Raw genomic sequence first — 20,110 nt, forward strand, 5'->3', positions numbered from 1 at the left:
CGTTATTTTTGCTACCAATTGACTGATTCTTTTCCTTTAATAATACACTGTCCATGATACGAATGATCCATTTACTTTAATGATCGTCTAAGTATTAAATCTAATTTATTAATTATGTCACGTATGCTTTTAGTATTCAATATAATAGCCTGATTCATTTTGTTTAATCGTTCATTAGGCATATAATAGAGGTGAATAACACATGTCACTGTCCACAACAGCCTTTGGTTATTAGATACAATAGAAAGGGAGTGGGTTTTATGCATATTATTATAATTATTTTACAAATCGTAGTTGGGATCTTTTTCCTCATGACAGGGGTCAAAATATTGTCTGGTACTATGAGCCAGGAGTTTGAACGACTTGGCTACCCAAAGATTTTTAATCAAATTACTGGTATTTTTAATTTGTAGGTGGCCTAGCGCTACTAATTGGAATATTTTTCGTTCCCAGTGCCCTTTTTGGGAGTATTTTATTGGGCTGTACTATGTTTGTAGCAGCATTATCTTTAATCTTTAACAAAGACTTTCCATTTACTAAAGCACTACCAGCGCTTATTCTTTTTCTACTCAATGTCGTAGTCTTTTGGTATTATATATGATATTTCTAAATCACTGTCCTAGTTGCATAACAATGTTTTCACATTATTGAAAAGCTAGTAATATATTAAAAGCGCCAAGTACACAATAACTGTACTTGGCGCTTTTTTATTTATAAACATCAACTTAATAATCTAGCCAGATGATTTGATGAGCGTGTTGATGCGTCAAGTCTTCCGGCCAACTTATATTTAGTGGGGACCATTGTTGTCCTCCATCCTCAGAATAGAAAATACCTTTGTTATTCGCTACATAAAAAATGCCCATACTTTCTGACACTGCAGACACTATAGTACCTTCTCGTTCCGGCAAACCAGCTGTTACTTCAGTCCATTGCTCACTATTGTCTACATAATATAGTGTAGAAAAAGTATCCTCACCATAATGGTGTGCATTATAAGGTGAATTAGACGTCGCAATAACAAAATTATGATCCCTTTCCGAATTTACCGCCAAACCGAAACCATAATTATGTTCGATGCCTGCATTAAAATCTGACCATGTTGCGCCATAATCTTCACTATAGACAAACGTACTGCGACCACCTTCTAAAAAGGCATCTCCACACACACCATATAATTGATTAGGATACTTGGGATGTACACGTAAAACATGAATATCTACTGGTGCCTCTGTACTATTAGGCGCAGACCAAGTTTTGCCATAATCTGTAGAATTAACCATCCCGCCTGCTTCAATGGTGCCGTAAATATTTTGTGGCTTTTTAATATTACTCGTTAACCACTTCACATGATGCGTATGTGCTCTAGGTGGGAAAAACCACTGTGCTTTACCAGGAATATCACTAAAATCTGTAACTAATTCAAACGACTCACCTTGATCATAAGACGCAAACAAGGCACTCGGTTCTGTACCAACGAGTAAAATACTTTGACCGCCAGTTAAATTAAATGCTGCTAATGACGTAATATGCGTCATATGAATATCATTTTCGGTAAATGCATCATGATGTTTAAAACGTGTCCCTATCGGTTCCCAAGACGCACCTAAGTCTGAGCTCTTCCATAATCCTCTATCAAAAGTACCACAATATAAAATAGAATGGTCCAGTGGATCTTGCGCAACTGCTAATGGATTAGCACCTTCAAAATTAGCTTCTATTCGATATTGTCCTTGCTCTTTCGACAATATAAGTAACGTATTATCATATGTCACAGCAAATTGTTTCAAGTAATCCCTCCGTTAATAAATATTGACTAAAACTGCTATTAATCATTGTTATACCACCAAACAGAGAAACTATAACTTTATTATTCAAGATTAAAGAAAATAAAGTTAAAATAATATTATTTTCATGACTGTGACTAACTACAGCATGGGATATATTTTGAGGTAACTTACAGTGTATAAACTTAATATAAAACTGTCCATTCGTTGCTTATTTTTACTCTAAAACACTTTCCTAAGTAGACAAGATATAGCTAATGCATTGAATATGAACATAGATATTTTAATTTTGAGTTACTTAGCTAATAAAAAGAGACTGGGACATTATTGCTTAGTCCCAATCTCTGTTATATTGGCAGTGCTTTGGGCCAACTCCTGCGGGAATAGCACTTGCCAAAGACTACAGGCTAAGGCAGTGCCCGTGGAAAGCGTGCACAAAAAACTGCATACAAAGTTAGGGACTATACCGGTAGCCTCTTGTCGTATTGTCAGTAAATAAACCTTAGATATTAATTCTCCTAAGAGCTTTTCTATAATATTGGCAGTGCTTTGGGCCGACTCCTGCGGGAATAGCACTAGCCGAAGACCACAGGCTGAGGCAGTGCCCGCGGAAAGCGTGCACAAAACTGCCTACAAAATTAGGGGACAACAAACTTATTTAATTTCTTTGAAACCATCTGATTTAAGATCGTTGTTTAATTCATCCTGCTTATCTTTTGAACTCGTCATCGACATTTTATCAGTCATATCATCTTTTACCAATCTATTATCTTCTAACTGATAGTTATTATAACCTTGGTAAGTGTAAGAGACATCTGGGTCAGAATACTTTCCTGTTTTAGTAACCTTAACGGCCGTAATTAATGACACATACGTAGGTTCAACTTCAGATACTGGAGACACCTTTTCACTACTTTCGTCTTCTTCCTCACCAAATGAATATTCATCCGCTGTATCTGCTTGTATTTTATAATAATTACCTAAATTTTCAGTGTTGTATTTAGTATATTCATCACTTTCATACTCTTTATCAATTAATGTATTATTTTTATCGATTAACTCATTAATATTATCTAAATTACTAATATTTTTAAGCCCTTTAACTTTAATATTTTGAGTGGACTTACCAGAAAATGTGCTCGATCCACTCTCATTGATATCATCAATAAGGCTTTGTGGTATTTTAAGTTTTACTTCATCACCATTACTTAAATTTCCATTATTAGCTACTGTAAAATCATAGTTAGATATTGATAATTCTTGTAATGATTTAGGCAAATCTTTACTAATTAAATTCAGTGAACCTGCACCATTTACACCTGTAAATTTAGGTTTTAATGCTGTAAATAAATCTTTTGCTTCAATATTTTCTGGTTCTTTCAAACCATGTGCTTTAAAGCTTTTAGTAAATTCTTTTACTTTTAACTTATAGTCTTTCGAAATACCTTTGTCGATAGTCAATTTCACAGTAACTTTATCTTTATTTTTTAATTCTTCCCCATTATGTATGTCTAAGTTAACATGTTCCAAAATTTTCCCAGCTGTTCTCGCTTGTTGTTGCTCTTCATAATTAAAATCATCTTCATCTAAGTCATCAGTTTCGTTATTTTCAATCATATTTAATACTTCTTTATTTTTAAAACCTGCTTGTTTCAACGCTTTTACTTGAAGTTTGTTCATGATTTTTTCATAAGAATCATCTGTAATTTCGGCTGTCCCTGTCTTATTATAACCATTAAAACTAACTTTTACGTCATCCTCTACATCAATCTTATGATTTTTTACGAGTAATGTCGCTACAACAATTATTATAATTAGTGCTACTACACCACCAATCACAAACCATTTATACTTATTCATAAAAGACTTAAATCGCTCCATACTATGCACTCCATTTATATAATTTTTTATAAAACTAATGCTTGATCATAAAATTACTACCAAATATGTTTTAATTTATTTAATATATATTTAAATTACCATATTTTATAAACAAATTATATATTTAATCGAAATATTTTTAAAATTTAAATTATTAATTTAATAACGTTAAGAGTTGCTACATAATAAACGATAAATAGCTATTATTCACTTTGTATGACAAGGATTTACTGATATTTTAAAATTATTATGATTTTTACTTGAGGTTCACGTAACGTCAAGCATTATAGTAGGCATTGTGGAGGTGAAACAAAATGGAATATACCATTAGTAATTTGGCAAATCTATCAGGAGTCAGTACGAGAACGCTACGTTATTATGATGAAATTGGCTTGTTGAAACCACATGATATTAACGATTCTGGTTATAGAGTTTATACACAACACGAAGTAGATTTACTACAACAAATTATATTTTACCGTGAATTAGAGGTCCCCTTAAAGGATATTAGTACTATTATCAACCAGCCTTCATTTGACCAAACGATAGCTTTAGAGGAACACTATGACAAATTGTTGCGCAAACGTAACCGTCTCGACACTATGTTAACAACGATTGAAAAAACAATAGCAACTAAAAAAGGAGTGACTACAATGTCTGATCAAGAAAAATTCGAAGGTTTTAAAGAACATGTAATTTCACAAAATGAACAAAATTATGGAGACGAAATTAGAAACAAATATGGTGATGAGGTTATCGACAACAGTAACAAGAAGTTTAAAAATATGTCTAAAGCACAGTATGATGATTTTAAAAATTTAGAACAACGTATAGGCGATTTATTACAACAAGCCTACCAAACAGGTGATCCCTCGTCTGCGGTAGCACAAGAACTTGTAGCAACACACAAACAATGGTTACTATATACTTGGCCAAGCTATTCTACAGAAGCGCACATAGGCTTAGCAGAGCTCTATATTCATGACGCAGCTTTCACTGCTTACTATGAGCGATTTGTTACAGGTGGTGCGCAATTTCTCAGAGATGCTATTGTGACGAATCTATCAGTAAATTAAATTTTGTTATTAGCGGTAACGCTACCTACCGTCTAATACTATTGTTTTGTTTATTTATTTCTAAACTTTAATGCTACAAATTGTGGAATAATATTGACCCTGACTTAACGTTATAGTTTATAACAGAAGTAAGGAGGTGAACCAATGACACAATATTTAACAGGTGAATTAGCTAAACTATGTTCTATATCAACTCGGACTTTACAATATTATGATAAAAAAGACCTACTTAAACCAGCCTATATCAAAGATAATAATTACAGAATTTATACTGATAACGAAGTTGAACGGTTAAAAACGATACTCACACTCAAAGATATGGGCTTTAGTTTAAAAGATATTAAAACACTATTAATTAATAATCATGATATGAAAGCTGTTCATTTGCTATTAGAGCAAAAAATCATACAGGATGAACAAAAAATAGCGGAAACTCAGAAAAAAATTAAACATATGAAACAAGTTAAAAGTATGATTACGGAGTCTTCTACTTCTCCATTACCTAAAATAAATGTCATTGAAACTATTTTGGCCAACAATAAAAATACCCAGAAGTTATACAAAAAATTATTTGTTACTGGTGCTATAGGCACTTTAATTCAAGTTGTAGGTTTATCAATTAGTGTTGTCATGAAAAGTTATCTCCCGTTTATCATAGCCTTACTTTTAGGCGTTATTTGTGCCATTCAACTTACTAACCGCTTCTACAACTCGGTAATGTATATGTGTCCGCACTGTCACACAGAATTTAAACCAAGAATTTTACCATGGATGTTTGCTAAACATACACCCAAGACACGTAATTTAACTTGTCCAAACTGTCAACAAGTACATCATTGTGTTGAAATAGTTAGTACTACACATTGACTGCCCAGTATTTTTTGTTAACGACATCACAAAACTTTCCTTTAAATCTGTTATTATTTAGCTTATGCTATACTCAATAATTATAAACTTGAAAAGCATTTGACTAAGATAAGTAATAATAGAGATAGAGGGTGCGCTTATGGAACTTAGACACATGGAATACTTTGTAGAAGTTGTAAAACAAAAGAGTATGACGAAGGCCGCAACGGAACTATTTGTTACACAACCTACGATTAGTAACACTATAAAATTATTGGAAGCTGAGCTGGACGTTACGTTATTTAACAGATATAAAAATCAAATTTATTTAACTGACGCTGGTGAAGCTTTCTTTTTTCAATGCAAAGAAATGCTAAAAATGTATGATAATATTCCTAATGAATTACGTAATTTATTAGAATTAAAAACCGGACATTTAAAAATTGGAATTCCAGCCATTATCAACATCCGCAGACTCATTCATCTGATTTCCCAATTTCATGAAACGTATCCGAATGTCACCTTTCAATTATTTGAAAGTGGTAGTAAAACGATTGAGCATGATGTGTATTATGGAGATCTAGACATGGGTATTACGGTATTACCTACTAATAATAAAAATTTCAATACCTTCTCTTTTATTGAAGAAAAATTAAAATTAGTCGTTCATAAAGATCATCGGTTAGCCCAACATCAAACAGTGAATATTGATGAATTGGCAGATGAAGAGTTCATCTTATTTAATTCTGATTTCTTTTTAAATGACAAAATTAAAGAAACGTGTCGCAATTACGGCTTTAATCCTAATATTATTTTCGAGACGTCACAGTGGAGTTTTATAGAGGAAATGTTATTAACTAATATGGGTGTTTGTATACTACCCGAAGGCATCTTGCAATTATTAGATACGCATTTGCAAGCAATAGAAATCACTGATGCCACAATGAAATGGGAACTCGCTATCATTTGGCGCAAAGATATCATCGTAGACTCTTTAACTAAAGATTGGATTAAATATATCCAAGAAAACTACTTACTGAATCCTTAAAGTATAAAGGCATTCACAAAATTTATACCCTTATAAAAAAAGGATATTTTATATTTATGTACTCCCAAACTATAATTTAACTTGTAAAAATTATAGAAATGGGAGTTTTTTGATGGAGAATTATAAATATCCGAGTGATAGTAAAATTGTCAGTACAGATCAAGTGTTAATTAACGATTTAAACAATTACAACACATTGTTTGGTGGCGTATTAATGAAAAAAATTGATAACAATGCTACGTTATCAGCTAGAAGACATGCACGTGTGAAAGAATGTGTCACTGCTTCCACAGATTCAGTAGAGTTTTTACATCCTATTACACAATCTGATTCAGTTTGTGTAGAGTCTAGCGTAGTATACACTGGTGAAAAATCTATGGAAATTTTTTGTAAAGTCATTGCTGAAGACATGATTACTGCAGAACGAAAAATTGCGGCAATAGCTTTCCTTACTTTTGTTGCCTTGGATGAAAATAAACGCCCTATTAAAGTTCCAAAAATCAAACCTCAAACTGCAGAAGAACATTTGTTATTTAGCGATGGTGAAAATCGCGCAAATATTCGTAAGATGAAACGCCTACAAAGTAAATCGATGATTGCTTCACTTAATATTAAAAAACCATGGGAATTAGAGGAGTGTGTAAAATGATTAGTGAAATGGATGAACTTAAACAAGTAAAATCAAATTTAGAACAGTTGCACAATGAAGCGCCGCATATTTACGCAAAATTAGAATATATCGCTAGTTTAACAAGACAATTAAGTATTCATTATAAATATTTAGGATTACTTATGTTTTCCAACGATGCTGAACTTGTCCAAAATAATAGACCTACTTTAATTAGAGAATCTGTGTTAGCTTTATATGAACAAGAAGTCGAAAAAGTTAAAGCAGAACAAAATTTTATATTATTTAAAAATATGATGTTGAACTTACACAACGTGGACTACCCTCAAATGTTCTTAATTATTTTAGGTGCTGAACCAAACTTTGTCTTTCACAATAATATTATTAAATAACTACCGATTACATTGAATTAAAAGAGGCGTCAACTATGAAAATTTCTGAGTGTAGATACTTATGTATCACTAACAATGCATCATTTGAACAAGGAAAACTATACTGGCTCTTTCCCACAACAGTATCGACGTTCGATGACCATTTTTCTTATGTCTCAAATGAAGGCCAATTATTAACTGAAGAGTATAAAAAGCATAATTTTATTAAAAATAATATGTTACGTGAATCTTAAATAAATATTTTATGCAACAAATAATAACAATAGGACAACCTCTTAAGATGAGTTTGCCCTATTGTGTTGTATGTTTATTTTTTAAGGTTTTGTTTGAATTTTATTCGTTATGATAGGCACTACAATAACTAAGACACTAATAAGTAAAATCACTACTGTAATAGGTGAATGTAATAATGAGAAATAATCTCCATTATTTAATAGTAAATGTCTTCTTAATGAAGTCTCCATAAGTGGTCCTAATACAATACCTAAAATTAAAGAAGCGATAGAAAAATTATATACTTTCATCAAGTATCCTACTACACCAAATAATAACATAATCCAAATGTTGAGTAAGTCATTATTTGTTGCATAAGCACCTATTAAAGACAACATAATTATAAATGTTGCAATAATACTGTATGGTGCTTTTAATAATAATGAAAATATTTGAATACCTGCACGACCAGCGATAAAAGTCATAATACTCGCAAATAACATTGCTAATAAGATAGCGTATAATAATATTGGTTGATCCGATAATAATTGTGGTCCTGGTTGAACACCTTGTAATACTAAAGCTGCTAAAATAACAGCTGTTGTTGCACTACCTGGAATACCGAGTATTAAAGTGGGAATCATCGAACCAGCTGCAGCTGCATTATTTGCTGTTTCTGGGGCTACTACCCCTTCCGGCTTCCCTTTACCAAATTCAGCTGGATTTTTGTCAGTTTTCATAGTGACACCATAACTAACAAAAGAGGCAATAGCGCCACCTGTTCCAGGTAATATACCTATCAAAGTGCCGATTACAGCTGATTTTGCCGCTGCCCACTTATAAACAAAGAATTCTTTAATTTTGAAGACACCAGTTGATTTAGTTGATGTATTCTCAATATTGTGTGGATCTTTAGCTGTTAACTGAGAAAAGACTTCACCTAAAGCAAATGCTCCAATCATGATAGGTATATAATCTATCCCATTCATCAATTCTATCGTATTAAAGGTAAATCTATCGGTCGCTGTTAATGGATCAATACCGACTGTTGAGATGAAAATACCTAATAAACCTGAAGCAATAGCTTTAACTTTATTGTTAGTTCCTAATGACGAAATTACAGTCATCCCTAATAAGGCAAGTGCAAAGTATTCTGATGAGTGAATCTTAAATGCTAATTGTGATAAAACTGGCGATAAAAACATCATTATTAATACAGCGAAAATGCCTCCAAAAGCTGATGCACTAATAGCTAAACCAAGTGCCTTTTTAGACTGTCCTTTTTGAGTCATCGGATAACCATCAAATGTAGTAGCCACAGCTTCCGGAGTACCTGGTGTATTAAACAGTATAGCTGTAATAGAACCACCATAAGCGGAACCTACATAAATGGTAGCCAATAACGCTATAGCAGGTACCACATCTAAAAAATAAGTAAAAGGTAATGCCAAGACTATTGCCATAGAAGACCCTATACCTGGTAGCGCTCCTAAGAAAATACCTACAAGTAATCCTAAAATCACTAACATTAAATTAGTTGGTTCTAATATTGTCAAAAACGAATCTTTTAATAAATCTAAATGCATCTAATCACCTCAATTCTTTAATAAAAAAAATTACTAATTTCGAAAAATAACCCTATCCCTTTAGGCAGTGGAATACTTAATACATTACCGAATAAAAACGCGAAGAATATTGGAATAATCAATGAAAAACTAATAATTTGTATTTTGCCTTGTGCGCCTAAAATCAACAGTAATATTGGTGTTAAAAACAAACTTGATAATAAAAAACCTGCTTTATTAAGTACTAAAATAAAAATTACAATTCCTACAATCAGACCTGCAATTTTAAGGGTTGCTTTGTTTATTATAGGTTTATCATCAGCTTGTTCACTATGTTTTCGATACTTCACAATTTCTGCTATTAAAGAATATGTTAGTAACACTACTAAGAAAAATAAGATAAAAGTAGGTATCCCTGCTGCCCCTATTGGATCTACTGCTCTTAAATCTTCCAAACTAATTGAGTTAAGTAAAAAATATAAACAAATTATCAATAACGCTAAACTAAATAAAATGCTTCCCATGTAATCCCCCCTTGCCAAACTTAATTAATATTTAAATCTTTGGAAATTGTTTCGAACTTATCGTATTCAGTTTCTAACTTTTTACCGAATTCGTCTGGTCCAAGGTAACCTTCTCCAATATCAACTAAATTATTTTTGGCATATGTTTTATAATCATCAGTTTCATAGGCATCTTTTAATTGTTTGCTTAATTTTTGTTTCACTTCGTCTGGAGCACCTTTTTTAATAACAAAACCTCTCCAAGAACCTATATTGACGTCTAAGCCTTTTTCTTTAGTTGATGGCACTTGTTTAAATTCTTCTATTTCAGAGATTCTCTTGTTATTAAAAATAACGAGTGGTCGTACTTTTTTCGATTTAACATAATCTACTACATTACCTACCTTGTCTAAATACACATCTACTTCCCCACCTAATGCCGCAGCTTTAACTTCTGATCCAGAACTATACGGAATAAATTCTGTATCAATATTAGCTTTTTGTTCAAAATCACTAATAGCAAAATCATCTAACCCTGCTGGACTTACGCCACCTATTGACAATGTGCCTGATTTTCCTTTAGCAATTAAGTCGTCGTAATCTTTAATAGAACTATTTTCCGCCACAGATAAAACATAAATATCGCTTTGAATTTGAGCCAATGGTTCGAAGTCATCTAACAATTTAACGTCTTTACTTTTATCTAATGTATCTGAAATAATTTGTGACGGTGTAACTTCTAAAATAGTGTAACCATCATTTTTTTGCTGGTAGCTATACAACATACCTAACAACCCACCACTGCCATTTTTATTAATGGGTTGGAAGTTCGCATCAGAATGCTCTGTCATAATCTTTGCATATTGCCTAACAAATGCATCACTGGCACTTCCTTCACCAAATGGAATAACTACATTAACCGTTTGATTAGGAAAATCAGCAATCGATTGTTGCTCATTTTGTGACTCTCCTTTTGCACTGCATCCTGCTAGTATTATCGTTAAAATAATAAGTAAAATTGGACTCTTTTTAATCATATCTTCACTCCTACCTAATTAAATACGCTGGGATAACTACTGTGCCTTCCATAATTCTACGCGCCGTGCGTCCAGTACCGCCTTTAATCAATTTGTAATCGCTTTCATTTTTTTCTAAAAAAACTTCAGCTGAAATGCTACCACTAGGATGCCCAATTCTTATGGTATTCGCTTGTGTTGATCTCGCGACTGCATGTGGAATTGTCCCTGAAATTTTCGTTGCAGTGGCTAAACAAATTGAACCACTTACCGCAAATGATGGATGTAGTTTCCCCATCGACATATATCTTCCAACAATATCTACATCTTCTTTATTATTATATGTCCCTAATTCAGTTTCGTAGTTTTGAGGTTCACTAATTAGAGTAATTTTAGGTAATGCTGACACTTGAGGATTAATCTGTTGTTCTTCGTGAAACATACCTAGTAAAATACCTACTTGCACACGCAATGCTTCAATTTTTTGGGAAATTGTCGGTTTATTAATAGTTGCTGCTAATTCACATCCCCGAAGCCCAAAATCACTAGCTTTCACAAATGCTACAATATTACCTGTATCTAATATACTGACTTCATATACGGTGTCATTCGCTTCAATTTTATCAACTAAGTTACCTGTTGGAAATAAATGACCCGTAAAAGCACCTGTTGAATCTAAAAAGCTGACCGTTATTTTAGCACCCGTACCCTCTACACCTGCAATAGCAAAATCACCCTTATGTTCTACTGCACCTTCTACTACTGGTATATCTACTTCCATTAATTTATTCGTATTAGTATTAAATATTTTCACTGTTGTTTCACCTTCATGGCGCTCAACTAAACCTTCTTCTACTGCATATAAACCAACTGCTGAAGCCATATTGCCACACGTAACATTATAATCTATTTCTTGTTCATTAATACTTACTTGCCCAAAAGTATAATAGATATCACAATTTTGCGTATCACTTTTACCAACAATCGCTACTTTACTAGTAACTGATGTACCTCCACCAATACCATCAATTTGACCATTTGCTGAACTACCATATACTTTTAAAATCACTTGTTCTCGTGTGTATTGATCTACAGGTAAATCTATGTCTTTGAAGATTAACCCTCTACTAGTACCACCTCTCATAAGTACACAAGGTATTCTTACATTGTCTTTGTCCACTCATAGCCCCTCCTCTATTTTGTTGAAATATTCAGATAACTTATATAGAGTATATAAGTGAACAAACGATAAATAAAATATTGTTTTTTTATGTTGAAGCATAAATTTATTTTATGAATAATTAATAATGAGGTGTATCACTATGGATAGTATAGATTGGGAAATATTATGTGAGTTATTTAAATATAAAAATATCACGAAAACGAGTAAAGTGCTGAGAACCTCTCAACCGGCAGTTACTTATCGAATTAATAAATTGGAAGAGGAGTTTAACGTCAAGATTATTCATCGAAATAAAAAAGGTGTCGTTTTCACTTCTCCGGGTGAAATGCTAGTGAATTATGCCGCTTCAATGCTTAAAAAAAATCAGCAAATTAAAGAAGATTTACTCAATCAAGAAAATAAAGTTCAAGGTGTCTTGCGCTTAAGCGCATCTAGCATCTTTTCACGCTATCGCTTACCGGAGATACTATCAGAATTTAGTCGTCAATTCCCTTTAGTTGAGTTCGATGTTAATACAGGGTGGAGTGAAGAAGTCTTCCGTTCCGTACATAATGATACTTCACAAGTTGGCATTTTACGGGGGGATTACAGCTTTTCATCCAAAAAGATACATCTGATGACGGATAAGCTTTATGTTGTATCTAAATACCCTATTGATTTGGAGGATTTACCCAATTTACCACGTGTTTACTATAATACCGATACTTCTCTAAATAGATTGATAGATGACTGGTGGATGGGGCATTTTATCGAACCTTCTACTGTCACAATTAAAGTAGATAACATGGAAACCAGTAAACAGTTTGTACTCAATGGATTAGGTTTTACTATACTTCCTGATATCTTGTTAGACGCTCATGATGACTTGTTCACTATTCCTTGTTTGGATCACCAGGGACATTACATTATCAGGAATACTGATATGATTTTAAAAGAGCAGTATTTAAATAATACAGTAGTTAAAGCATTTTATAATTTTATCAAACAATGGAATTTAGAACATCAATAATTATAATATTGCTACTGTTAAATAATACATGTCACTATTGATGTTGCTTACACATTCAACAATAAATAGCGCTAAAACTAAAGTTTTATATCTTTATTTTAGCGCTATTGTTTTATTTATTCATTGTTATATTTAGTTAATAACTTTTTGTAATAGTTGTTAAGTGCTTTATCTTCACTAACTTTGAACATTTGATTTGGGCTTAAGTTCGGGTCTTTATCAGTATGGTCTTTAGGGGCAAAGCCTGATGATAATGTGACATCCTCAGCACCTGTAAACTGATATTTATAGACTTTACCATTATCTGCAAATAGGTATTTTGTTATTGGTTTGTCGGTATCCGCTACTGTGTTATAGCCTTCGATATTTGATAAATTGTTAGCAGCTGTATCTTTGCCTGTTGTACCTTCGTTAGAAGTATACGTTACTGCTCCAGTCACTGTATGCACATCAAAAGCTTTAGGTCCTGGTTCACCTCTATTACTCACTTGAATCTCACCATCTTCAGTTCCTGCATACCAATCTCCGTCTGACATGCTACCACTACCAAAATAACGGTTAGATACGGCTTTTCCGTTGTCCTTTTCATGTTCAGAGAGCCATGTTAATAGTTGTTTTTTTATTGCTTGTTTATCTTCATCACTAACGGAATCATTAGCTTTTTTATCTTGTTGCGTGGATTGTGAATGGGCAACTTTATCGGTTGATTGTTCAGTTGCTTGCTTGTCATTACTACAGCTCGCCAACAACATGCCAGTTAGTGTGATCAGTATGACACCTTTAATTGTCTGTTTCATTTTATATCACACCTCTTTTTCCAAAGAAACCAATCAGAGGCTGGGACATAGTTAATTTGTCCTAGCCTCATTTGGTTTAATTATTTATCGTCTTTTTGAATACCAAATTCATCTACTAATTCAATATTCCGTTGCTCACCTTTACTAATGTCACCACTCAATTGATATATTTTAACTTTTAATGTATTATCTTCTACTTCATAAACAGAGAAGTTTTGAGCAGATGAATCACGATTATTTGAGTGACTATCATTAAAGGCTTCTGATTCTTGTGGCTGTTTACCTACTTTGAATAAACTATTATAGTGTTCTAAATCTTTTTCAGTTAACCAACTTAGTTCTGGTCTTACCTTTTTAATATGTTCTAGTGAACGATCATAAATACTGTCATATTCTTTCGTACCACCTGTATTTGGTAATACATAAACTGAGCCTTTCGGATTATCATAATAAGGCACGTTGTCTTCACCAACTACTTGTTTAGTATCTTCTTTTTTCGCGTTAACAAAGCTATTCTTAGTCGATGTATGTTCTAGCGGATGTGTACGTGATAAGACGTGGTCATGACCTTGTAACACTAAATCAATATCTAAGTCATCTATTTGTTTTGTTAATTCTGCTCTAATCTTTTTCACATCTTCATCTGATAATGCGTGATATGATTTAGAGTACATTGGTTTGTGTAAGTTTAACACTACCCAGTTTGCTCCATTCTCTCTTGCTTTTTTGATATCTTTCTTAATCCATTCCATTTGTTCCTTACCAATTGCTTTTTCATCTGGATTATCTTTTGATTTCTTGTTGTCATTTGTGTTGGCAACTACCATGTGCGCACCGTTATAATCAAATGAATAATAAGATCCTCCATTGATAGCATCATTTTCTTTCGGTACGTTTACATGCTCATTGAATTTAGTTAATAATTTTTCATCCTCTTCGCTTAATGCATATTCATCATGGTTACCTGCTGTAGCAACTACTGGCAATGACATAAACGATGGACGTGATTGTTTATATAAATCTTTCCATTCATCTTCAACTTCTGCTGTTTCTACAAAATCTCCTGTGTGCAGTGCAAAACTAGGCTCGCCAGCAGTCTTAATCGCATTTTTTAATGTGTCTGCTCCAAACATTGCTTCATTTCTTACATTTTCATTCCAAAAGGCATTTTGTGTATCTGTATATTGCACGAAGCTAAATGGGTCACCTTTATCTCCTGCAGTTTTAAATTGTCCGATTTGACTTTGTTTACCCGACTCGCTACCTACTTTATAGTAGTATTTTGTATTCGGTTTTAAGTCCTTGGCTTGTGCTTTATATGTATATTCCGGTTCGCTTATTAAATCTGTTTTACCATGTTTATCGCCACTCAACCATTCCGGACCACTAGCATGCTTATCAGTATAATAGCCGTTAACCTTTTCTTTGCCGTCTTTATTTTTAATTGGTTCGCCTTCATCATTTTTGGCAATATCTTTGAAAATGATGTTACCATGTTTATCTCTTTCAAGATATTTAGAATTTACTTTTTTAGCTTTGGCATCAACTGTTTTAGCATCTTTAAAGTTTTTCGATTCTGATACCCATACTTTAGCATCTTCAAATTTATCTGATGTATACCAACTAAATCCCATTTCTGATTGTGGATTACCATTAATATTAGTAATAATACGGTTGGGTTTATTATGTTTTGGTATGTCCGCAACCTCAGGTTTACTATCTAATAATTTGATTTTATTATTGCTTTGTTGCTGCGATGTAGCATTGGGTTCTGTGTTTGCTGACGCATTTGCTGTTGATGTTTCAGGGCTAATAATAAGACTAAATAATAAAACAAAACTCGTTGCAGCACGTAATGCAGTCGATTGGTGCTTTTTCTGTATCATCTATATTCTCCTCCAAGAAATCGTATTAGGTCTCACATCACCATTCTAGCAACATTAAATTAATCCTATATTAAGTTGATATATTCTATGTAAATTATATTTTAATATTATATAAAACCTAAGATAACCAATGATAATTTATTGAAATTGCAACAGTAGTTAAAAATATGCATCCTGCTATGTTATGTAACAAACGAATTGGTACAACAGCTCAAAGGTCATGACTTAAAAACCTCAATGTATTTGAACACCACACCATTAAAATTATTTCCCAGAAAATAATCCGTTGTCTGCTTTGGCATTGTACATGAAAGGTTATTGGATAACGAACATAGTGAACCATATTGTCTGTAGTGCAATTCCAACATACAAGTATGATTTTATCGTTAACAAGTTCATTGATCAATTATACGAATCGACATTGTTTTTGAATAACTAAATACATGTTGTACCGATTTTGTAACGTGCTGACGCCCGGGGGAATCATATGAGTGAGAGACTATATGTTCGAACCATACCCCAGGCAAGCATGCACGATCAAAATTCCAGTTCGCTTATCAATTGATTCAATATTATAACCACTATTTAACATATATCACAAAATTTTTTATATACGATTGGCAGTGATTTGGAGCGACTCCTGAGGAAAAAGCACTAGCCACAAACTACAGGCTAAGGCAGTGCCCGCGGAAAGCGTGTATAAAAACAGCCAAATATAAAATAAGAGGTTGGGACACGATCGATTCGTTCCAACCTCTTATTTTGAGCGAGGAGTGTTTATCCTCCATACTCTTTTAACCGTTACCTTTTATAAAGTTTAATTTTTATTTCGTAATAATCGTCATGATCTTTTGTTTTTTGTTCCACGTGGATTCCTGTTTGCTCGATGGCTTCAATACTTTTCCCAACTTCTTCACGTGCCTGTGTTAAATCTTTAGCAAATTGGAAAGTTTGAGCTTTGACTTTTTCTGGACCCATTTGCTGTTTCACACGTGCTTCTGTCTGTTTGACATTAAGTTGTTGCGCAATAACGATTTCAACCAATTCTTCTTGTTCAGCCTCTGATAAACTTAGCATAGCACGTGCATGACGTTCTGTAATTTTGCCTTCGCGTAAGCGTACAATGACTTGAGGCGCCAATTTTAATAAACGTAATTTATTAGCAACAAAGCTTTGGCTTTTTCCTACACTTTTTGCAAGTTCACTTTGCGTAGTATCACCAATATCTAACAATTTTTTATAGGCTTCCGCTTCTTCAATCACCGATAAGTTTTCACGTTGGATATTTTCGATAAGTGCTACTACTGCTGTTTCTTCATCATCCAATGCACGAATAATCACATCTGCATGCGTTTGTTGCAATGACTGGAGCGCTCTAAAACGACGCTCACCTGCAATAATTTCAAACATATCTTCTTCGATTGGACGTACTACGATTGGTTGAAGTAACCCGTGCTCTTCTATTGATTCTGCAAGTTCTTTTATCTTATTTGGCTCAAATACTTGTCTTGGTTGATAACGGTTAGGTACGATACGCTCCACGTGGATTGATTCTACGCTATTATTATAATCTTCTTCGATATAACCAATGATGTCGTCTTTATTCTTTAAACCAAATAATTTAGAAAAAGGTTTTTTCATGATTCATGCGCTCCCTCTAAATTAATTGTCTGTTTTTACTTTTCAAGTAACGGTGCTTTATTTGGTGTCCCTGGTTTTCTTGGATATTTTTTCGGTGTTAAGCTACGCTTTTCAATAATCATCATTTGGCGTTCGCCCGCTTCTTCGGGCAATTCATAAGAAATTAGCTGTTCTAATTTTCCACCAAATACACCGATGCCAAATTTAGCGTCTTCTAATTCTTCATCACCTTTAGCCGATTTTAAAGCGATAAATCGACCGCCTTTTTTCACTAGTGGTATACATAGTTCACTAAGGACAGATAAACGCGCAACGGCACGTGCCGTCACAATGTCATATGACTCCCTGTAGTCTCCCTTGCCAAACGTTTCCGCACGGTCGTGAACAAAGCTTACGTTTTCCAATCCTAAATTATCAGCTAATTGATTTAAAAACTGAATACGTTTATTCAATGAATCGACAATTGTTACTTGTAATTCTGGATAGATAATTTTTAATGGAATACTTGGAAAACCTGCACCTGCACCGACATCACAAATACTATAATCTTGTTGAAAGTCTGCATAAAAACTTGGTGCTATGGAGTCATAGAAATGCTTTAAATACACATCATGTTCTTCAGTAATACTTGTTAAATTCATTTTGTCATTCCAAGACACTAGCATATCATAATACGTTTGAAATTGTTGTTGTTGCTTAGCTGTTAAGGTAATGCCATGTTCACTTAGCTGCTCAGTTAACCATGTCACACTCATATTATTGCTCCACCTTTTGGATTTTCCCTTGCTCTAAATATACTAACAAGATGGAAATATCTGCTGGATTAACACCAGAAATACGTGAAGCTTGCGCAATATTTAAAGGCTTAACTTCAATTAATTTTTCACGTGCTTCTGTAGCAAGACTGTCTACCTTAGTATAATCTAGATCCTCAGGTATTTTCTTTTCTTCCATACGTTTTACTTTTTCAACTTGTTGTAATGATTTATTGATATAACCTTCATATTTCGTTTGAATTTCCACTTGTTCTGATACATCTTCAGGTAATTTGTGACTTTCTTCCAAAATGTCTAAGATAATATCATATGTCATTTCAGGACGACGTAATAATTCTATTGCGAGAATACCATCTTTAAGAATAGAACCACCTTGTGCTTCGATAATGTCTTGCACACGTTGATGTGGTTTAATACGAATATTAGCTAAACGCTCTTGTTCTGCTTTAATTAAATCACGTTTTTCATTAAATCGTGCATAGCGTTCTTCTGACACCATACCTAATTCATGACCTAAATCTGTAAGACGTAAGTCCGCGTTATCGTGACGTAACAACAAACGATATTCAGCACGTGATGTTAATAGACGGTAAGGTTCATTAGTACCTTTAGTTACAAGGTCATCAATTAATACACCGATGTAGGCATCTGAACGGCTTAAAATTGTTTCCTCTTTACCTAAGACACGTCCTGCAGCGTTAATACCAGCCATAATACCTTGACCAGCCGCTTCTTCATAACCTGAAGTACCGTTGATTTGACCTGCAGTATATAGGTTTTTAATTTTTTTAGTTTCTAATGTCGGCCATAACTGTGTTGGCACAATCGCATCATATTCAATCGCATAACCCGCACGCATCATATCTGCTTTTTCTAAACCAGGAATTGTTTCTAACATTTGACGTTGTACGTGTTCTGGTAAGCTTGTAGATAAGCCTTGCACGTAAACTTCATTGGTATTGCGTCCTTCTGGTTCTAAGAATAATTGATGGCGTGGTTTATCGTTAAAACGTACGAATTTATCTTCAATAGATGGACAATATCTTGGACCTGTACCTTTAATCATACCTGAGTACATCGCTGATAAATGTAAGTTGTCATCGATAACTTTATGCGTGGATTCATTAGTATATGTTAACCAACATGGAAGTTGATCTAAAATATATTCTGTAGTTTCGAAACTGAACGCTCTGCCAACGTCATCACCGGGTTGGATTTCTGTTTTGTCATAATCTATAGTTTTAGCGTTAACACGTGGTGGTGTTCCTGTTTTGAATCTCACAACGTCAAAGCCAAGACCTCTTAAATTATCTGCAAGTGTGACAGATGGTAATTGATGGTTTGGACCACTTGAATATTTCATGTTTCCTAAAATGATTTCGCCACGTAAAAATGTACCTGTCGTAACAATAACTGCTTCTGCATAATATTCCGATTGAATATTCGTACGTACACCCTTAATTACGTCGTCTTCGATAATTAATTCATCGACCATGCCTTGCATAACGTCTAAGTTATCTTCTTCTTCTAAAACACGTTTCATTTCTTGTTGATACAATACTTTATCTGCTTGTGCTCTTAACGCTCTTACTGCAGGTCCTTTACCTGTATTTAACATACGCATTTGAATGTGTGTTTTATCGATTGCTTTAGCCATTTGACCACCTAAAGCATCTATTTCACGAACTACAATCCCTTTCGCAGGACCACCTACAGATGGATTACAAGGCATAAATGCAATATTATCCAAGTTAATTGTTAACATTAACGTTTTAGCACCACGTCTTGCAGAAGCTAAACCAGCTTCAATTCCAGCATGTCCGGCTCCGATTACAATGACATCATATTTTTGAGCCATAATTA

Annotated in this window: 18 protein-coding genes; 7 read left to right on the forward strand and 11 right to left on the reverse strand. The window is 33.6% G+C overall.

What is annotated here, in order from left to right; all coding sequences use genetic code 11:
- Positions 1 to 725: 725 nt before the first annotated feature.
- Both CD036_RS10950 and CD036_RS10955 read right to left on the reverse strand, forming a co-directional pair.
- The gene (locus CD036_RS10950; RefSeq protein WP_103388651.1) at positions 726 to 1,790 is read right to left on the reverse strand and encodes a WD40/YVTN/BNR-like repeat-containing protein; all 1,065 of its coding nucleotides are present in this window, start codon (positions 1,788 to 1,790) and stop codon (positions 726 to 728) included.
- Positions 1,791 to 2,441: 651 nt separating this feature from the next.
- On the reverse strand, positions 2,442 to 3,668 hold the full coding sequence (locus CD036_RS10955) for a hypothetical protein (protein ID WP_103388652.1): 1,227 nt from the start codon (positions 3,666 to 3,668) through the stop codon (positions 2,442 to 2,444).
- 314 nt (positions 3,669 to 3,982) lie between these two features.
- Here CD036_RS10955 and CD036_RS10960 point away from each other — a divergent pair, with 314 nt between their 5' ends.
- The 6 genes from CD036_RS10960 to CD036_RS10985 all read left to right on the forward strand — a co-directional run bounded on the left by CD036_RS10960 (position 3,983) and on the right by CD036_RS10985 (position 7,891).
- Complete coding sequence (locus CD036_RS10960; protein WP_103388653.1) at positions 3,983 to 4,744, forward strand: MerR family transcriptional regulator; 762 nt, start codon at positions 3,983 to 3,985, stop codon at positions 4,742 to 4,744.
- A gap of 144 nt (positions 4,745 to 4,888) precedes the next feature.
- Positions 4,889 to 5,611: a MerR family transcriptional regulator gene (locus CD036_RS10965; RefSeq protein WP_002510597.1), complete on the forward strand. Its 723-nt coding sequence runs from the start codon at positions 4,889 to 4,891 to the stop codon at positions 5,609 to 5,611.
- A 139-nt stretch (positions 5,612 to 5,750) separates the two neighbouring features.
- A complete protein-coding gene (gene cidR, locus CD036_RS10970) occupies positions 5,751 to 6,638 on the forward strand; it encodes a cidABC operon transcriptional activator CidR (protein ID WP_103388654.1) in 888 nt (295 codons plus the stop codon).
- Between the two features lie 112 nt (positions 6,639 to 6,750).
- Positions 6,751 to 7,287: an acyl-CoA thioesterase gene (locus CD036_RS10975; RefSeq protein WP_002510599.1), complete on the forward strand. Its 537-nt coding sequence runs from the start codon at positions 6,751 to 6,753 to the stop codon at positions 7,285 to 7,287.
- Complete coding sequence (locus CD036_RS10980) at positions 7,284 to 7,658, forward strand: hypothetical protein (RefSeq protein ID WP_002510600.1); 375 nt, start codon at positions 7,284 to 7,286, stop codon at positions 7,656 to 7,658. Before CD036_RS10975 ends, CD036_RS10980 begins: the two co-directional genes overlap by 4 nt.
- 35 nt (positions 7,659 to 7,693) lie before the next feature.
- Positions 7,694 to 7,891 (forward strand): hypothetical protein, encoded by a 198-nt coding sequence (locus CD036_RS10985; RefSeq protein WP_103388655.1) that lies wholly within the window; start codon positions 7,694 to 7,696, stop codon positions 7,889 to 7,891.
- An 81-nt stretch (positions 7,892 to 7,972) separates the two neighbouring features.
- Here the strand turns inward: CD036_RS10985 and CD036_RS10990 are convergent, their stop codons facing one another.
- Genes CD036_RS10990 through CD036_RS11005 form a run of 4 tightly spaced genes read right to left on the reverse strand, consistent with a single transcriptional unit; the run spans position 7,973 to position 12,135 of the window.
- Complete coding sequence (locus tag CD036_RS10990; RefSeq protein WP_103388656.1) at positions 7,973 to 9,457, reverse strand: tripartite tricarboxylate transporter permease; 1,485 nt, start codon at positions 9,455 to 9,457, stop codon at positions 7,973 to 7,975.
- A gap of 17 nt (positions 9,458 to 9,474) precedes the next feature.
- Positions 9,475 to 9,960, reverse strand: a complete 486-nt coding sequence (locus tag CD036_RS10995; protein WP_103388657.1) for a tripartite tricarboxylate transporter TctB family protein — start codon at positions 9,958 to 9,960, stop codon at positions 9,475 to 9,477.
- A gap of 20 nt (positions 9,961 to 9,980) precedes the next feature.
- Positions 9,981 to 10,976 carry a Bug family tripartite tricarboxylate transporter substrate binding protein gene (locus CD036_RS11000; RefSeq protein ID WP_103388658.1) on the reverse strand — a complete coding sequence of 332 codons (996 nt, stop codon included), beginning with the start codon at positions 10,974 to 10,976 and terminating at the stop codon, positions 9,981 to 9,983.
- Positions 10,977 to 10,986: 10 nt separating this feature from the next.
- The gene (locus CD036_RS11005) at positions 10,987 to 12,135 is read right to left on the reverse strand and encodes a 2-methylaconitate cis-trans isomerase PrpF family protein (protein ID WP_103388659.1); all 1,149 of its coding nucleotides are present in this window, start codon (positions 12,133 to 12,135) and stop codon (positions 10,987 to 10,989) included.
- Between the two features lie 142 nt (positions 12,136 to 12,277).
- Between CD036_RS11005 and CD036_RS11010 the strand changes: the two genes are divergently transcribed.
- Positions 12,278 to 13,147, forward strand: a complete 870-nt coding sequence (locus CD036_RS11010) for a LysR family transcriptional regulator (protein ID WP_172606431.1) — start codon at positions 12,278 to 12,280, stop codon at positions 13,145 to 13,147.
- A gap of 116 nt (positions 13,148 to 13,263) precedes the next feature.
- Here CD036_RS11010 and CD036_RS11015 read toward each other — a convergent pair whose 3' ends face one another.
- From CD036_RS11015 to mnmG, 5 genes are all read right to left on the reverse strand, one after another.
- Positions 13,264 to 13,944 carry a hypothetical protein gene (locus CD036_RS11015; RefSeq protein WP_103388661.1) on the reverse strand — a complete coding sequence of 227 codons (681 nt, stop codon included), beginning with the start codon at positions 13,942 to 13,944 and terminating at the stop codon, positions 13,264 to 13,266.
- A gap of 80 nt (positions 13,945 to 14,024) precedes the next feature.
- Positions 14,025 to 15,830, reverse strand: coding sequence for a purple acid phosphatase family protein (locus CD036_RS11020; protein WP_021459413.1), 1,806 nt, complete (start codon positions 15,828 to 15,830; stop codon positions 14,025 to 14,027).
- An 801-nt stretch (positions 15,831 to 16,631) separates the two neighbouring features.
- Positions 16,632 to 17,471, reverse strand: coding sequence for a ParB/RepB/Spo0J family partition protein (locus CD036_RS11025; protein WP_103388662.1), 840 nt, complete (start codon positions 17,469 to 17,471; stop codon positions 16,632 to 16,634).
- Positions 17,472 to 17,506: 35 nt separating this feature from the next.
- The gene (rsmG, locus tag CD036_RS11030) at positions 17,507 to 18,226 is read right to left on the reverse strand and encodes a 16S rRNA (guanine(527)-N(7))-methyltransferase RsmG (protein WP_103388663.1); all 720 of its coding nucleotides are present in this window, start codon (positions 18,224 to 18,226) and stop codon (positions 17,507 to 17,509) included.
- Between the two features lies 1 nt (position 18,227).
- Complete coding sequence (mnmG, locus tag CD036_RS11035; protein WP_103388664.1) at positions 18,228 to 20,105, reverse strand: tRNA uridine-5-carboxymethylaminomethyl(34) synthesis enzyme MnmG; 1,878 nt, start codon at positions 20,103 to 20,105, stop codon at positions 18,228 to 18,230.
- Positions 20,106 to 20,110: the final 5 nt, after the last annotated feature.

Source organism: Staphylococcus arlettae (assembly GCF_002902345.1).
Lineage (GTDB): Bacteria > Bacillota > Bacilli > Staphylococcales > Staphylococcaceae > Staphylococcus > Staphylococcus arlettae.

What these genes read in the sequence shown, in the direction of transcription:
- rsmG (WP_103388663.1), bottom strand. Translation starts at nt 18,226, where the DNA reads ATGAGTGTGACATGGTTAACTGAGCAGCTAAGTGAACATGGCATTACC.
- CD036_RS10995 (WP_103388657.1), bottom strand. Translation starts at nt 9,960, where the DNA reads ATGGGAAGCATTTTATTTAGTTTAGCGTTATTGATAATTTGTTTATAT.
- CD036_RS11010 (WP_172606431.1), top strand. Translation starts at nt 12,278, where the DNA reads ATGGATAGTATAGATTGGGAAATATTATGTGAGTTATTTAAATATAAA.
- CD036_RS11015 (WP_103388661.1), bottom strand. Translation starts at nt 13,944, where the DNA reads ATGAAACAGACAATTAAAGGTGTCATACTGATCACACTAACTGGCATG.
- CD036_RS11020 (WP_021459413.1), bottom strand. Translation starts at nt 15,830, where the DNA reads ATGATACAGAAAAAGCACCAATCGACTGCATTACGTGCTGCAACGAGT.
- CD036_RS11025 (WP_103388662.1), bottom strand. Translation starts at nt 17,471, where the DNA reads ATGAAAAAACCTTTTTCTAAATTATTTGGTTTAAAGAATAAAGACGAC.
- CD036_RS10955 (WP_103388652.1), bottom strand. Translation starts at nt 3,668, where the DNA reads ATGGAGCGATTTAAGTCTTTTATGAATAAGTATAAATGGTTTGTGATT.
- CD036_RS10965 (WP_002510597.1), top strand. Translation starts at nt 4,889, where the DNA reads ATGACACAATATTTAACAGGTGAATTAGCTAAACTATGTTCTATATCA.
- CD036_RS10960 (WP_103388653.1), top strand. Translation starts at nt 3,983, where the DNA reads ATGGAATATACCATTAGTAATTTGGCAAATCTATCAGGAGTCAGTACG.
- CD036_RS10985 (WP_103388655.1), top strand. Translation starts at nt 7,694, where the DNA reads ATGAAAATTTCTGAGTGTAGATACTTATGTATCACTAACAATGCATCA.
- CD036_RS10975 (WP_002510599.1), top strand. Translation starts at nt 6,751, where the DNA reads ATGGAGAATTATAAATATCCGAGTGATAGTAAAATTGTCAGTACAGAT.
- cidR (WP_103388654.1), top strand. Translation starts at nt 5,751, where the DNA reads ATGGAACTTAGACACATGGAATACTTTGTAGAAGTTGTAAAACAAAAG.
- mnmG (WP_103388664.1), bottom strand. Translation starts at nt 20,105, where the DNA reads ATGGCTCAAAAATATGATGTCATTGTAATCGGAGCCGGACATGCTGGA.
- CD036_RS10980 (WP_002510600.1), top strand. Translation starts at nt 7,284, where the DNA reads ATGATTAGTGAAATGGATGAACTTAAACAAGTAAAATCAAATTTAGAA.
- CD036_RS11000 (WP_103388658.1), bottom strand. Translation starts at nt 10,976, where the DNA reads ATGATTAAAAAGAGTCCAATTTTACTTATTATTTTAACGATAATACTA.
- CD036_RS10990 (WP_103388656.1), bottom strand. Translation starts at nt 9,457, where the DNA reads ATGCATTTAGATTTATTAAAAGATTCGTTTTTGACAATATTAGAACCA.